At 73.3% G+C, this 14,875-nt stretch carries 13 protein-coding genes; 5 read left to right on the forward strand and 8 right to left on the reverse strand.

Annotated features, from left to right (window positions below):
• Positions 1-146 precede the first annotated feature (146 nt).
• From ACGFRB_RS02045 to ACGFRB_RS02055, 3 genes are read right to left on the reverse strand one after another with little or no spacing between them, the layout of a single operon-like run.
• Positions 147-725, reverse strand: a complete 579-nt coding sequence (locus tag ACGFRB_RS02045; RefSeq protein ID WP_393237762.1) for a hypothetical protein — start codon at positions 723-725, stop codon at positions 147-149.
• The gene (locus ACGFRB_RS02050) at positions 722-2,212 is read right to left on the reverse strand and encodes a sensor histidine kinase (RefSeq protein ID WP_393237765.1); all 1,491 of its coding nucleotides are present in this window, start codon (positions 2,210-2,212) and stop codon (positions 722-724) included. Before ACGFRB_RS02050 ends, ACGFRB_RS02045 begins: the two co-directional genes overlap by 4 nt.
• Positions 2,209-2,922, reverse strand: coding sequence for a response regulator (locus ACGFRB_RS02055; RefSeq protein WP_393237767.1), 714 nt, complete (start codon positions 2,920-2,922; stop codon positions 2,209-2,211). The genes ACGFRB_RS02050 and ACGFRB_RS02055 overlap by 4 nt, the downstream gene beginning before the upstream one ends.
• A gap of 143 nt (positions 2,923-3,065) precedes the next feature.
• On the opposite strand from ACGFRB_RS02055, the gene ACGFRB_RS02060 reads away from it, so the two are divergent.
• The 3 genes from ACGFRB_RS02060 to ACGFRB_RS02070 all read left to right on the forward strand — a co-directional run bounded on the left by ACGFRB_RS02060 (position 3,066) and on the right by ACGFRB_RS02070 (position 6,119).
• Entirely contained in the window at positions 3,066-3,905 is an 840-nt protein-coding gene (locus ACGFRB_RS02060; RefSeq protein ID WP_393237770.1) for a polysaccharide deacetylase family protein, read from the forward strand.
• Positions 3,906-3,958: 53 nt separating this feature from the next.
• The gene (locus ACGFRB_RS02065) at positions 3,959-4,753 is read left to right on the forward strand and encodes an SGNH/GDSL hydrolase family protein (protein WP_393237773.1); all 795 of its coding nucleotides are present in this window, start codon (positions 3,959-3,961) and stop codon (positions 4,751-4,753) included.
• 67 nt (positions 4,754-4,820) lie between these two features.
• On the forward strand, positions 4,821-6,119 hold the full coding sequence (locus ACGFRB_RS02070; protein WP_393237776.1) for an acyltransferase family protein: 1,299 nt from the start codon (positions 4,821-4,823) through the stop codon (positions 6,117-6,119).
• Between the two features lie 34 nt (positions 6,120-6,153).
• On the opposite strand, the gene ACGFRB_RS02075 is transcribed toward ACGFRB_RS02070, so the two are convergent.
• Positions 6,154-6,642 carry an isochorismatase family protein gene (locus tag ACGFRB_RS02075; RefSeq protein ID WP_393237779.1) on the reverse strand — a complete coding sequence of 163 codons (489 nt, stop codon included), beginning with the start codon at positions 6,640-6,642 and terminating at the stop codon, positions 6,154-6,156.
• A 116-nt stretch (positions 6,643-6,758) separates the two neighbouring features.
• Between ACGFRB_RS02075 and ACGFRB_RS02080 the strand changes: the two genes are divergently transcribed.
• On the forward strand, positions 6,759-7,829 hold the full coding sequence (locus ACGFRB_RS02080; protein ID WP_393237782.1) for a hypothetical protein: 1,071 nt from the start codon (positions 6,759-6,761) through the stop codon (positions 7,827-7,829).
• A 72-nt stretch (positions 7,830-7,901) separates the two neighbouring features.
• Here the strand turns inward: ACGFRB_RS02080 and ACGFRB_RS02085 are convergent, their stop codons facing one another.
• The 4 genes from ACGFRB_RS02085 to fahA form a co-directional block, all read right to left on the reverse strand.
• Entirely contained in the window at positions 7,902-9,068 is a 1,167-nt protein-coding gene (locus tag ACGFRB_RS02085) for an MFS transporter (protein ID WP_393238218.1), read from the reverse strand.
• Between the two features lie 128 nt (positions 9,069-9,196).
• A complete protein-coding gene (locus ACGFRB_RS02090) occupies positions 9,197-10,642 on the reverse strand; it encodes an ArnT family glycosyltransferase (protein WP_393237785.1) in 1,446 nt (481 codons plus the stop codon).
• 291 nt (positions 10,643-10,933) lie between these two features.
• A complete protein-coding gene (locus ACGFRB_RS02095; RefSeq protein WP_393237789.1) occupies positions 10,934-11,659 on the reverse strand; it encodes a hypothetical protein in 726 nt (241 codons plus the stop codon).
• Between the two features lie 301 nt (positions 11,660-11,960).
• The gene (gene fahA / locus ACGFRB_RS02100; RefSeq protein ID WP_393237792.1) at positions 11,961-13,196 is read right to left on the reverse strand and encodes a fumarylacetoacetase; all 1,236 of its coding nucleotides are present in this window, start codon (positions 13,194-13,196) and stop codon (positions 11,961-11,963) included.
• A gap of 319 nt (positions 13,197-13,515) precedes the next feature.
• On the opposite strand from fahA, the gene ACGFRB_RS02105 reads away from it, so the two are divergent.
• The gene (locus ACGFRB_RS02105) at positions 13,516-14,805 is read left to right on the forward strand and encodes an LPXTG cell wall anchor domain-containing protein (protein ID WP_393237795.1); all 1,290 of its coding nucleotides are present in this window, start codon (positions 13,516-13,518) and stop codon (positions 14,803-14,805) included.
• The last annotated feature ends 70 nt before the right edge of the window (positions 14,806-14,875 follow it).

The following is a 14,875-nucleotide window of genomic DNA, read 5'->3' on the forward strand; positions in this document are numbered from 1 at the left end:
CGTCCCCCCCCCCCCCCCCCCCCCCCCCCCCCCCCCCCCCCCCCCCGCGCCCCCCCCCGCGCCCCCCCCCCCCCCCCCCCCCCCCCCCCCCCCCCACGCTTTCTCATGGGCGGGCTCGCCCCCACGCCCTTGGTCGACGGCCCTCCTCAGCCGGTCACCGGAGTCACGGTGCCGTTCGGGCCGCAGCGGATGGTCCAGGGAGCCTGGGAGGGGGTGAGGTTCTCATGGACGCGGATGTCGACCTGGGTGGCGGGGCGGCCGCCGGGGACGTGGGCGTGGGCCGCGGTGCAGGCGAGCTGAGCGATGGCGGTGACATCGAGGTCGCCGCTGCTGACCGTGCTGGGCACGTATATGTCGACGGCGCCGCGGCCGGCGGTCGCGGTGAGCCGTCCGGCCATCGGGGGGACATGGGTGGTCAGGCCGCGGTCCCGTTCGGCGGGGGTGGGGCCTTCCAGGAGCAGGTCGAGGGCCTGTTGGGGGCTGAGGGGGCGGTCGGCGGGACGGTTGACGGCGCGGACGCCGTACGGGCCGGCGAAGTAGAGCTGCGCGGTGCGGGCCGTGGTGCCGGGGCGCTGGATGCCGGAGGCGGGTGCTCCGGCGGGGGTCGGGGCGGTGGAGGTGACGCCGCAGCCGGCGGCGGTCACGGCCAGAAGGACCGACAGGACGAGCGGGGCGAGCGGGGCGAGCGGGGCGAGCGGGGCGGTTGCGGGGAGGCGCCGGGTCATCGGGGTTCCGGTGGGGCTGGAGTGGCGGTGGCGAGGGGCAGGGTGAGGGTGAACACGGCCCCGGCGCCACCAGGGGCGTTGGCGGCGGTCAGGGTGCCGCCGTGCAGGAGGACGTTCTCGCGGGCGAGAGCGAGACCGAGACCGCTTCCTTCGGAGCGGGTGCGGGCCGTGTCGGCCTTGTAGAAGCGGTCGAAGACATGGGGCAGGGCGTGTTCGGGGATGCCGGGACCGTGGTCGATCACCGTGACGACCGCCTGGCCGCCCTCGGCACGTACGCGGATGGTGACCGGGGGGCGGCCGTGGCGCAGGGCGTTGCCGACGAGGTTGGCGAGGACGACATCGATGCGGCGCGGGTCGACGTGGACGGGGACGGGATCGCCCGGTTCGACGGTGATCCGTTGGTCGCCATGCCAGCCGCGCACGTGCAGGGTCTTGTCGACGAGGAGGCGCAGGTCGACATTCTCGGCCCGTAGCGGGGCGGTTCCGGCGTCGAAGCGGGAGACCTCCATCAGGTCCTCGACCATCCGGGCGAGCGTACGGGTCTCGTCGCTGACCAGCTGTACGGCGTCGGCGGTGTCGGGCGGCAGGATGCCGGAGGCCGCGTCCTCGTCGAGCACTTCGGTGACCGCGCTCATCGCGGCGAGCGGGGTGCGCAGTTCGTGGGAGACGTCGGCGGCGAAGCGGCGGGCGCCCGCTTCCATCCGGCGCAGCTCGGCGTCGTCGTGCTGGAGGGTCTCGGCCATGGTGTTGAACGTGCGGGTGAGGTCGGCGAGTTCGTCGTGCCCTTGCACATCGAGCCGGGTGCCGAGTTCGCCGGCGGCGATCCGTTCGGCGCCGGCATGGAGGCGGCGTACGGGGCGCAGCACGCGGCGGGCGGCGAGCAGGGCGGGCGCGAGGGCGAGGGCGAGGGCCGGCACCGCTCCGACCTCGGCTGCGGTGAGCAGCGCCGCGATGTCGGCCTCGTCCGCGTCGAGCGGGAGGGAGGCGTAGACGGTCAGGCCGGAGGGGGTGCGGGAGGCGTCGGCCGCTCCCGGCTCGTCGGCGTACACGACGGGCATCGCGAGCGTCAGCCATGGACGGCCCGCGTGCTGGACGCGCTGATACGCGGCCCCGGACCCGTTCCGTACCGCCGCCTCCGCGCGCAGCCCGGCGGGGATGGGCGGGTTTCCGCGGGTCGCGGAGACGAGCGGACCGTCTTGGTAGGTGGCAGAGGTGTGCCAGGTGCGGGCGCCGCCCGTCCGGTCGAGCTGGCGGGTCAGATCGCGCAGGTCCTCGGCGCGGGGTGGGAAGGGCAGGCCGGGGGCGAGCGAGTCGAGTTGGGCGCGCAGGTCGGCGATGGCGCCGGCCCGAGTGCGGTCCAGGATCGCCGAGCGCGCCTGCTGGAAGGTGAGTCCGGCCGTGAGCAGCGAGCCGAAGGCCACGGCCAGCAGGAAGGTGACCACGAGCCGCACGCGCAGGCCGCGGGGGAGGCGGAGCCGGAAGGTCATCCGACAGGTCCGAAGCGGTAGCCGAAGCCACGTACGGTCCGCACGTACAGCGGCGCGCGCGGGTCGTCCTCGATCTTGGCGCGCAGCCGCATCACGCAGGCGTCGACGAGGCGGTCGTCGCCGTAGAAGGAGTGCTCCCAGACCTGTTCCAGGAGCTGCTGCCGGCTGTAGACCTGTCCGGGGGCCGCGGACAGGAAGAGCAGCAGTTTGAGTTCGGACGGGGCGAGGGGCAGCTCCGCGCCGTTCCGGGTCACGATCAGCGCCGTACGGTCGATGACGAGGTTCCCGTGACGCTCCGGGCCAAAGGGCGCCTGGGCGGCGGGGTCGGCCGCCGCCCCGTCGGGGGAGGGGGCGACCCGGCGCAGGACCGCCTTGATGCGGGCTTCCAGGATCTCCCCGCCGGCCGGCTTGACGATGTAGTCGTCGGCTCCGGCCTCCAGGCCCACGACCACGTCGATGTCGTCGCCTCGGGCGGACAGGATGATGATCGGGATCTGCTTGCTCTCCCGGATGCGGCGGCAGACCTCCAGACCGCTCATGCCCGGCAGCATCAGGTCCAGGAGCACCAGATCGGGCCGGTAGCGCTCCAGCGCGAGCAGGCCGGTCTCGCCGCTGGCCGCGATCTCCACCTCGTGTCCGCGGCGCTTGAGCGCGAGGGACACGCCCTTCTGTACGGCGAGGTCGTCTTCGATCAGCAGGACTCGGGGCATGGCGGGGGTGCTCTTCTCCGGCGGGCTGTTGTCTGAGGTACTTCGACCAGAGTGCTCGAAGCGTATGACGGGCGGCTCCGCTTTTCGTGATGAAACGATGACAGCCTCCCATATCGACCGTTCCCGCTGATTTCGTCGAAGGCATGAGCGACGCACGGCACACCAGCGGGACGGCCCTCCCGGCGACGGCACACCACCGGGCGAGGACTCGCCGTACCGGCGCCGTCCGCCGAGGGGTGACGGCGGCGGCGGTGATCCTCGCTCTGGGCGGGGCCGCGGTCGTCACGCTCTTCACGGCAGGAGGTTCCCCGGGCCTGGCCGCCGCTGCCGCGGGCCACGGCCTGGACGAGGTCTCGGCCTCGCTGCCACGACCGACCGTGGACATGGCGATCGTCCGCGAGTCCGAGGTCCCCGGCCGGACGGTGAACATCACCCTGGACGACGGCCCGGATCCCCGCTGGACCCCGAAGGCCCTGGAGCTGCTGCGCGAGCACAAGGCGAAGGCCGTGTTCTGTGTGACGGGCCCGAACGCCGCCGCACATCCCGACCTGGTCCGGCGGATCGTGGCCGAGGGCCACCGTCTGTGCGACCACGCGGTCAGCCACGACACCGCGATGGACGGGAAGCCGGTCGCGTACCAGCAGAAGGAGATCGTGGACGCCAAGCGCATGATCGACCAGGCGTCCGGCGGCGCCCGCGTCTGGTACTACCGGGCACCTGGCGGCGCCTTCACGCCCGAAAGCCGGCAGATCGCGGCCGCTCACGGCATGCGCAACCTGGGCTGGAACGTCGACCCTGCCGACTACGAGCGGCCCGGCACGGACCAGATCGTCCGCGCTGTACAGCGGCAGATCGCCAAGGGCCCGACCGTTCTCCTCCATGACAGCGGCGGCAACCGCGCGCAGTCGATGGAGGCCCTGGAACGACTCCTGCCCTGGTTCACCGAACGGGGCTACGCGTTCGCCTTCCCCCAAGCCGGCTGAACCCCCCTCTTTCCTCTTTTCCACTCACCCCCGTGAAAGGCCCCGCACCCGTCATGAAGCTCTGCACCCGCACGCGTTCCCGGGCACTTTGTCTCACCCTCGTCGCCACCTCCGCCGCACTCGGCCTCACCGCCTGCCAGGACTCCGCCACCGGAACCAGGAGCGGCGTCGCCGCCACGACCGCGCGGACCGGGACGGCGCAGGACACCACACCGCGCCGGCTGCTCTGGATGGGCGACTCCATCGGCGAGGCCGAGGCGCCCGCCCTCGGCGCCGCGATCAAAGCGGGCGGGGCCGAGTTCGCGTCGATGGCCGCCGCGGGCGGTGGTGGTGTGATCGGCGAGATCGCCGCCCCGACCTGGGACGAACTGCCCAAGAAGCTGGCTTCGTTCAAACCGGACCTCGTGGCGTACCAGATCACCACCTACGACTGGGGCACCGCGAAGGAACAGCGTGCCGGATACGAACGCCTCGTCAAGACGGTGAACGACGCGGGCGCCGACCTCCTGATCGTCTCCGCCCCGCCGTTCAAGATCGACGACTTCTACAAGCCGCACGAGGCCGCCATCAAGACGGCCCCCCAGTCCGCCCGCGAGGTGGCCGCGCGGCATCCGGACACCGTGCGCTTCCTCGACGCCTCCGCCCTCTGGGGCGCGGACGGCACCGCCGCCAAGGCGCGGCGCGGCGGGGACGGCATCCACTCCTGCCAGCAGGGTTCGGCAGCCTTCGCCGCCTGGTTCGGCAAGGAGCTGAACCAGCGGTACGGCTTCACTCCCGCCGCCCCGGAGCAGTGGGCCACCGGCTCGTGGACGGGCGCCAAGGTGTACGGCTCACTCGGCTGCGCCTGAGCCTCTCCGAAAACGGCCCCGCCTCCCTTACCCGAAATCCCGCTTCACCCGCCGACCAAGGAGACCCGTGTCCGCGCCGCCGTCCCCGCCATCGCCCCCACGGGGCACGCACCGCCGAACGCCCGCCGCGTCGCCGGCCGGCTCGTCCCCCACCTCGCGCACCCGTCACATCGCGGCGCTCGACGGGCTGCGCGGAGTGGCCGTTCTGGGCGTACTGCTGTTCCACGCGGGGTGCTTCGCCGGCGGCTTCCTGGGCGTGGACCTCTTCTTCGTCCTCTCCGGCTTCCTCATCACCGGCCTGCTCCTGAAGGAGGCCCGGGCCACCCGAGAGACCGCCGGCCGGATCCGGCTGGCCGCCTTCTGGGGACGCAGGGCCAGACGGCTCTCGCCCGCTCTGATCGTGATGGTGGCCGGCACTCTGCTCCTGACCTGGGCATGTGGCGGCGGCCCCGTGCGGCGGCAGGCCCTCAAGGACGCCCCGTGGGTGGTCGCCAACCTCGCCAACTGGCACTTCATCGCCGATCAAGCCGGCTACTGGCAGGCGTCCGCGACCCAGGTCTTCAGCCATCTGTGGAGCATCGCGGTCGAGGAGCAGTTCTACCTGGTGTGGCCCCTGTTCCTCGTGCTCCTCGTGCGAGGCGGCGGGAACAGTGAGAGAGCCGAGCGCCGGGTCGCGGCGGTAGCGGCGGCCGGGGCGGCCCTCTCCCTCGGCCTCATGCTGGTGCTGCGCGATCCGGTCGACTCGACCCGGGTGTACGAGGGCACCGACACCCGCGCCTTCTCCCTGCTCCTGGGCTCGCTGGCGGCCACGACTCCCGTCGCGCGGCTGCTGGGCCGGCTCGGCGACCGGATGCTGGGCCGGTGCGCCCTGATCCTGGGATGTGCGCTCGCCGTGTACTGGTTCACCGCCGACGGACAGAAAACCCCCGGCCTGTTCCAGGGCGGCCTCTTCCTGCACGCCCTGACCGCGGCGCTGCTCATCGCCTGCCTCGCCCACGCCCCGCGCGGCCCCCTGGGCCGGGCCCTCGCCGCACCGCCACTGCGCGGCCTCGGTGTGCTCTCGTACAGCCTCTATCTGTGGCACTGGCCGGTGTACGTCCTGCTCTCCGAGGACCGGCTGGGGTTGACCGGCTGGTGTCGCACGGCCGTCCTCCTCGCCGTCTCCCTCGCGGCGGCCTGGCTCTCCAAGGTCCTGGTGGAGGATCCGGTCCGCTTCCGGGCCGGCTGGGCGCACGGACGCACGGGCGCGGCTGCCTTCCTCGCGGCTCTCCTCGCCCTCACCGCCCTGTGGATCCTCCTGCCCTGGCCTGAACTCGGCGCGGGATCCGTCGACCTCACCCAGCTCACCGCGGCGGACAGTCGCTGACGGCAGGCCGGGACCGGCCCGCCGGGCCGGCGCGTCAGCTGTAGTCGGCGGTCTTGCGTACCTCGCCGAAGCGCGGGAAGACCCGCTCCACAGCGAACTCGTGCTCGTCCGCGGCGAGTCCGGACATCGCGTCGGCCACGAACTCCAGCCGGTAGCCGTGGTCCGCCGCGGCCCGCGCGGTGGACTCGACGCCCATCGTGGTGACCAGCCCGGCGATCACCACGGTGTCCACGCTCCGTTCGCGCAACCGCTCGTCCAGGTCGGTGCCGTAGAACGCGCCGATGGTCCGCTTGACCACCATGATGTCGTCACCGTGGACGAGGCCGGGGGCGAAGCCGCTGCCCGGCGGCTGCTCGTCGACGTTCGGGCGCTCCACCCGGACCTGAATCACCGGCCGTCCGCTCGCCCGGAAGGACGCGGCCAACTCGCGGCAGCGGGCCAGTACTTCGTCGCCGGTGTGCGGGGCGAGGGGGAGGTCGATGATGCGCGGCATCAGGTCGACGAGAATCAGTGCGGAGGTCATGAGGGATGATCGTAGGTCCGCCGTCGAGGCGAGCAAGCAGGGGCGCACCGACACCAGTTGAAGTGGCACGGGGCGGGCGGGGGTGTCTGTCAGTGGCCGGTGTCAGGATCACCGGCATGGAATTCGTACGTACGACTCCGCCTCGGCCCGTCGAGGTGACCGAGGTCTTTCCCGAGCTGGCTCCGCTGGCCCGTCCAGCGATCCGGCTGCATCCCCGCCCGGGATCGCCCACGGTCGGGGACAGTTCGGTCGGAGGGCCGTTGCTGTGGCCCGCCGGGGAGCCATGGCCGCTCTGCCAGGACTCGCACCTGCACATCGACAGCGGGTTCCGCCAGTCGCCCGAGGAGGTGCGGCTGGAGAGACGCCTGCGGGACCGGTGGCACCCCGATTCCGGTGGCGTCGAGCCGACATCCGAGGAGGTGGCGCTCAGGGAACGCGCCGCCGCGCGACTCGCGGCGCGCCACGCCCTCGCCCCGCCGCCTGCGGAGTGCCCGGTCCCCCTGCTGCCCGTGGCCCAGCTGTACGTGCGGGACGTGCCCCTGCTGCGGCCGCCCGGCGGCGCCGATGTGCTCCAGGTCCTCTGGTGCCCCTACGACCACGATCCCGACCACAAGCCCGCGACCGCGCTGTTCTGGCGCTCGGCCGCCGAGGTCGTCGACATCCTCGACGCCCCGCCGGAGCCGTACGAGGTGAACTGGTCGGGCTATCTGCCGGAGCCGTGCCTGCTGGCACCGGAAGCGATCACCGAGTACCCCGACAGTCTCGATCTCGCCCCGGAGATGCGGGGGTTGGTGGCGGACTGGGGCAGATGGCAGGCGGCCGGCGCCGGGGTGGACAGCTCCTACGCGGACTATCCGGTGGAGTTCTACGACGCGCGTCTCGCCCACGCTCCGGGCTGGAAGGCCGGGGGTTGGCCGCCGTGGGGCCGCACCGACGCGTCCCCCTGGGACTGTGCCGTCTGCGAGACGAGGATGGTGCCGCTGCTGACCATCGCCTCCTTCGAGTGGGACGGTGACGAGGGGCGCGGCTGGGCGCCGTACGAGGACCGGGCCGCCGCCTACGGCGACTACTACGCCGCCCGGAGGCCCGATCAGCCGACAGCGGTCGAGGTGGGCAGCACCGACAACATGCAGATCTACGTGTGCCCGGCCTCTCCCGCGCATCCGCACATCGATCTGATCCAGTGACCCGCCGGTCCTGCCGCACCCGCACCCGCACCCGCGCCCGTACCCTTCCCGCAGCCGGTGAGCGGGCCGGGCTCAGGCCGGCACGGTCGCGCGCGGGGTCGTCAGGGCCAGCGGGATCAGGAGCGCCGTGAGCAGTGCGAGCGCCGTGAAGCCCCACGCGAGGCCCGCCCCGGTGGCGATCGCGGCGACGAACAACGGGCCGCCGGAGTCGCCCAGTTCGCGCCCGATCTCGGCCGTCCCCATGGTCTGCCCGATCCGCGCTTCCGGGGTCGTGGCGGCGAGCGCGGCGAAGCCGAGCGGGGTGATGAGGCCGGTGCCCGCGCCGGTCAGGAGGGCCGCGACGAGCAGTCCGGCCACCCCGGGCAGGACCGCGGCGGCCATGCCGCACGCGGTCACGGCGAGCCCGGCGGACAGCCCGGTCCGCAGCGTCAGCCGCCCCGCGTCCAGGGCCCGTCCGGCCCATGGCTGTACGAAGGCCGCGCACGCGGCCAGCGCGGACACCGCCGCCCCGGTCGCGACCGGCGACAGCCCGTCCGCCCGCCCGGACAGCGGCAGGAACCCGACGCCGACCGACAGCGCGGCGGTGGCCGCCGCCAGGGCCAGCACCGGCCGGACGAACGCCCCGTCGGTCAGCCGGCGGGCCAGGTCCGCGAGCGTCTGCCGGGCCCTCGGCAGCGGCGGTACGGCCGGTACGGCGAGCGCGGCCCACAGCGCGACCGCCGCGGCCAGCCCCGTCATCACGCCGAACAGCGGCGTCAGCCCGCCCGCCCACACCAGCACACCGCCGAGCAGCGGCCCCGCCGTGAACCCGGCGCTCTTCCAGAAGCCGTACGAGCCGAACGCCCGCCCGTGCCGGGCCGCCGGGTTCAGCCGTACCAGCAGCGCCGACGCGGCCGGTGAGAACGCCGACGCCGCCGCCCCCTGCCCCAGCCGCGCCGCCCACAGCCAGCCCGGCTGGCGCACCGCCACGTACAGCGCGGACGCGGCGGCGAACGCGGCGAGCCCGCCCAGCAGCACCGGCCGGGCCCCGATCCGGTCGGCGAGCGTGCCGAACACCGGCTTGAGGACGACCTCCGCCGCGTCGTACAGCGCGAGCAGCACCCCCAGGTACAGCACCGACCGGGCCAGCTCCGCGCCGCCCGAGCCGGAGCCGCCCGCACCCAGGTCCGCGCCCAGATTGGCCGCGATGCCGTGCGCGCCGAAGGCGGTGGTGAACCCGGCCGCGTACAACGGCCACATCCGCCGCCGGTCCGGCACGGGGGATACGGGGGCCGCGGCCGTGGGTCCCCCCGCCGTGGGTCCCCCGGCGCTTCCAAAGGCCGCTCGTCCGCTCATGGCGACGAGTCTGGCCGCACGCGCGCGTGGAGCTACGCGTAATGCCGCAGCCCGGGCCAGATGTCACCCCAGGGGCGGCGTGGCCCGGCACAGAGGTAGACGTGCCCGCCCCACTCGATGTTGTGGACGCCGGCGGTGTTGGAGAGAGTGGCGGCGACCGTGACGTGCCGGAAGAAGCGGCGCAGGTAGGCGGCGTACTCCGGGGCGTGCTCGGGCCCGGGCGCCACGGCCACCACCGTCGTCGCGCGCGGATCGCCGGGCCCCCACCACCACTCCGAGTCGTGCGGGCTGACGGCGGTGGGCAGCCCGCTGCCGCGCCCCAGCTCGTTGAGCGCGCCCGCCTCGCCGTAGTTCGCGGCGAAGAGCACCGCGTGCGCGCGCTGCCCGGCCGGCAGCCCGTCCCACACCTCCCGTACCGTGCCGACGAGTTCGGGCCAGCCGACGCTCTCCGCCGAGTTGCTGCTGACCCGGGACGTCAGGCCCGCCGTCGACGGCGGCAGCACCGGCAGCACGATCAGCGCGAACACCGCTGTGGCGACGGCCGTCCCGGTCAGCAGCCTCGGCAGACTCCCCGCGAAGACGGTCGCGCCCGCCGCGAGCAGGCACACGTACAGCCCGGCCAGGTAGTAGATCTGAGCGCCGGTCGTCACGGCGAAGAGGACGGACAGCACGGCGTACGCGATCGCCAGGCACCGCCACAGCGGACGGTCCGCGCGCCACAGCAGCCGCAGCCCCGCCACCCACAGCGGGATCAGCGCCACGCACGCCACACCGAGCTGTCCCACGACCCATACGACGATGTTCGCCGGGCCGCCGTGCTCCGCGTTCAGCGCGCGGGTCATCTCCGTCATGGCCCAGCCGTGCCGCGCCTGCCACCACAGGTCGGGCAGGACGATCAGGACGGCGATCGCCACGCCCGCGACCAGCCGGCGGTCCGCGACCGTCCGCCGGGCGGCCGGGACGAGCAGTGTCGTGGCGAGCAGGACGGCCCCGAGGATCGCGGCGAGATGGTTGAACTCCGCCCCGACACCGGCCAGCGCGCCCACGGCGAGCCACCACCGTGTGTCGCCGGTCCGGCCGAGCCGTACGACGACCAGCGCGATCGCCGCCCACGCGAGCGTCTCGTACGGGGTGGTGTTGGCGATGTGCCCGGCGCCGAGCAGCACCGGCATGGTCGCGGTCGCGAGCGCCGCGAGCAGTTGGGCCCGCCGCTCGCCGCCGAACTCCCGTGCGGTCAGGGCTCCTACGGCGACCGTGCCCGCAGCGGCGAGCGCCGCCCACAGCCGCAGACCGGGCGCTGAGACGCCGAAGAGGGTGAGCGAGACCCTGGCGAGCAGCGGGCCGAGGACCGGCTGGTCCACGTAACTCGCCTGGAGGTGGCGGGCGCAGTCGAGGAAGTACAGCTCGTCGCGGTGGAATCCGTAGCGCGTGGAGAGCGCCATCAGGACGGCGAAGACGGCGGCGGCGACGGCGAACACTCGTCGGTCGAGAGGCGCGAGAGGCGCGAGAGGCGCGAGAGGCGCGAGAGGCGCGAGAGGCGCGGGTGGTGCGGGTGGTACGGGCGGCGCGAGCGGCGCTCTCGGCGTGCGTGGTGCGCGGGGCGGTATGCCTGTCGGATCGGTCATCGGACGTCCCCCGGTTCCGGACCTGTTCGGACCGGGCCCGCCGTGCGCACCATACGGCGGGGTGGGGGCGCCGACCAGCCGTGCGACGCCTCCTGTCCCACGCCCGCGAGGGGTGGGGCAGGAGGCGGCCGGGAAGGGACGGACTCAGTGGGTGAAGCGGCCCGGGAACTGGGCGACGATCCCCTTGCTGAGCAGGTCGGCGACCGTCTCCATGTGCTCCTCCGCCGCGTCGAAGTCGGTGATCGCCTTCGTGTAGTCGGCGCGGGAGAGGTCCGTGGCGTAGACGCCGGTCTGCGTGATGTGCGTCTTGAGCGCCGCCTCCATCACCGGCCGGGGCCAGTGATGGGGGTTCGCGGCGGAGAGGGCGTCCGCGATCTGCTTGGCGTTGGCGTACCAGGCGTCCGACGCCTTCTTCAGGGCGGCGGCGTCGCCGTCCTTCAGGGCCTGGAGGACCGGGACGGCGTCGTTGACGTGGGTGAGCAGCAGATCGGTCAGTTTGTCGGCGGTGGCGCGGCCGTAGTACGGGGCGAGCGCGTCGCCGATGTCGCGCTGGTTTTGCAGCAGCCGGTTGGCCGTCGGCTGGAGGGCGGCCGGGTTGTGGAAGAAGGCCTCGAAGGTGGAGTACGTCCAGTGCACGTGCTGGGCCCACAGCTGGCGCATCGCGGCGTAGAGGGCGGTCTCGGCGGTCCGGTGGGGAATGGGGACGGCGTCCGACGGCGGTACCTCGGACGCCCCGACCGCCGGCGGCGGGGTGGTCGCGTGCGCGGCGGCGGTCCCCAGCGTGCCGAGGCCCGTGACGGTGCCGGCGGCCAGGGCGAGGCCGGCGAGGGAGGAAACGAGCCCGCGCCGGGCACGGCTGGTCCTCAACATGAATCGGTTCTCCTGGTGAGGTCTTCGGTGCCGCGGGCACATCCGGACGGGTGGCCGCGCGGCCGGCACGGATGGGTGCCACACGCGGGTATGTACCGCGCGGCCGGGGTGCCTCTACCAGGCTTCCCCCGTTCGGGGGGAGTGCGGAGGGGCGTACGGAGGTGGCTTACGGAGGTGGCTTACGGAAAGGGGCGCGCGGAAGAACGGCCGAGGGCCCGCCCCCTTCCGGGAGCGGGCCCTCGGCCGTTCGCGTACGTCCTGCGGCCTGGCGGCCTGTAGACCTCTCGGCCCGGGGCGGCCGTCAGCCGGCGTTCGGGGCGATCCGTCCCGTGACCTCGCCGAGCGCCACCCGCGTGCCGTCCGGGCCCGGGGCCCAGGCGGTCAGAGTGACCTCGTCCCCGTCCTCCAGGAAGGTGCGCTTGCCGCCCTCCAGGTCGATCGGGTCGCGCCCGTTCCAGGTCAGTTCGAGCAGCGAGCCGCGCTGGCCGACCTCGGGGCCGGAGACCGTACCGGAGCCGTAGAGGTCGCCGGTGCGCAGCGAGGCGCCGTTGACGGTCATGTGGGCGAGCTGCTGGGCGGCCGTCCAGTACATGGTGGAGAACGGCGGCTCGGCCACCACCTCCCCGTTGATCGCGACGGAGATCCGCAGGTCGAAGCCGCCGGGCTCGTCCTCGCCGGAGTCGTCGAGGTACGGCTGGAGCGCGAAGTCCCGCGCGGGGGGCGCGACCCGGGCCGCGTCCAGGGCCTCCAGCGGGGTCACCCACGCGGAGACGGAGGTCTGGAAGGACTTGCCGAGGAACGGGCCGAGCGGCACGTACTCCCACGCCTGGATGTCGCGCGCCGACCAGTCGTTGAGCAGCGTCAGACCGAAGACGTGCTCACGGAAGTCGCCGAGGCCGACCGGGCGGCCCATCGGGGACGGGGTGCCGACGAGGAAGCCGACCTCCGCCTCGATGTCCAGCTTGACGGACGGGCCGAAGACCGGCGCCGGGTCGGCGGGCGTCTTGCGCTGGCCTGCGGGCCGTACGACATCGGTGCCGGAGACCACGACGGTGCCCGCCCGGCCGTGGTAACCGATCGGCAGGTGCTTCCAGTTGGGGGTGAGCGCGTCGCCGTCGGGTCGGAAGATGTGTCCGACGTTGGTGGCGTGGTGCTCGCTCGCGTAGAAGTCGACGTAGTCGGCGACCTCGTACGGCAGGTGCAGCGTGACCGTGTCCAGCGGGTGCAGCAGCGGCTCCACGACGGGCCGGTGCGCGGGGACGGTCACCCAGCCGGTGAGCGCGCGCCGTACATCGCGCCAGACGGTGCGGCCCGCCGAGAGCAGCGGGTTGAGGCTCGGCTGGTCGAGCAGCGTGGAGTACGGGGAGCCGAGGGCGTGGGCGGCGGCGCCGGCGTCGAGGACGTATCCGCCGATCCGGACGCCGAGCCGGCGTCGCTCGGGTTCGTCGGCCGTGGAGAACACGCCGTAGGGCAGGTTGTGCGGGCCGAAGGGGTCGCCCTCGGGCAGGTCGAGCGGGCTCCGCTCAGGCTTCGGCATCGGCGTGGACATCGTGCTGACCTCGCTTTCCTGGTGTGTTGGGGGACACGTTACGGGTCCGGCGCCGAGACGCGGATGACATGTGTCACACGGAAAGTGCGGCCTCTATGGGCAACTGTCAGGATTCTTGGCATATGCCTCGTCGGCAAGGTCGCCGTATCGACATATGCCGCTCCCGCGCGGCAACGCCCTTACCCCATGCCCCGATTACGGTCATACGATTGCCGCAGCGTCGCGCCGCGTGAGTCCCTCCGCCGGCGCGGGCCCCCACGCCGCAGGCTGAATCTCTTCGTCCGACCAGAAAAGGTCCCCAGTGAAGATGCGACGTATCGCAGCGACCGCCGTGGCCGCCGCCGTGACCGCTCCGGCCCTGTTCCTTTCCGCCGCGCCAGCGTTCGCCGACGCCAAGCCGGCCGCCGGTGCGAGCCAGACCGCCCGGAAGCCCATCGCGGAGCTGAAGAAGGAGCTCGCCGCCGCCCAGGCCGCGTACGACAAGGCCGAGGCGGTCCTCGAAACGGCCGGGGATGCCGCCCGGGCCCTCGACAAGGCCGACCACCCGCTGGCGGTCGCCGCCGGCGCGGCGAAGAAGGCGTCCGACGAGGCCGCCGCCGCGAAGACCGCCGCGGACGCGGCCGTCACCAAGGCCGAGCAGGACCTGGCCGCGCTGCCCGAGGACGCCACCGAGGAGCAGAAGGCCGAGGCACAGAGGCTCGTCGACGACGCGAAGGCCGCCGCCGAGACCGCCCAGGCCACCGCGACCGCCAAGGCCGCCGAGGCAGCCACCGCGCAGAAGACGCTGGTCGACGCGCGCGCCGAGGCAGAGCGGGTCTACCGCCTGGCGGAACGGGACCGGGACGCCGCCGAGGCGGTGCGCGACGAGGCCAGGCGGGAGCTCAAGGTCGCCGAGGGCACGACGGGGGAGGAGGGCGATGGGTGCCACAGGGACGAGCACTTCCTTGCCTCCCTCACCGGGCCGAAGGAGATCGCCGCCGGTTCCAGCGAGGTCTTCACGCTCCGCCTGACCAACGGGGGCAGTACCTCCTACAGGGAAGTCGGCGGCTTTTTCGACGCATTCCTGGATCACTCCATGAGGGGGGCCTCTCTGCAGTGGTCCTCCTCCACCAGCCCGTCGTGGAAGACCACGTCCAAGAGCCCCATTCGCAGCGGTGCCCGGCTGGCCCCGGGCAAGTCGTTCGAGTTCAAGCTCAAGGTCTCGGTCGTCGCCACGTCCACGGCCACCGGGGGCTGGATCTACGCCGATATCAAGAGATGGAACGACGACAGGTCCTGCGCCGGGCCCTACGATGACCTCTGGCCCACCTTCAAGGTCGTCAAAGCCGCCAAGCCCGGCTCCGGCAACGGAAACGGCACCAACGGTGGTCACGACGACAACGGCTCCACCGGTGGTTCGGGCAGCCACGGGAACGGCAGCGCCCCGCAGGGCGGTTCCGGCACCACCCCGGTGGACACCACCTCCAGCGGCAACCTCGCGAGCACGGGTGCCGGTTCGTCCACGCTTTCGTTCGCTCTGGCGGGCGGTGCGGCCGTGGTCCTGGGTGGGGGCGCGATGGTGATGGTCCGCCGCCGCAAGGCCGGCGCGGGCGCCTGAGCGTGCGCGTGAAGTGCTGAAGCAGTGACCATGGGGTCGTTCCGGGAAACCGGGGCGGCCCCTTGGCGTG

The sequence above is a fragment of the Streptomyces sp. NPDC048718 genome (assembly GCF_043198875.1).
Classification (GTDB): domain Bacteria; phylum Actinomycetota; class Actinomycetes; order Streptomycetales; family Streptomycetaceae; genus Streptomyces.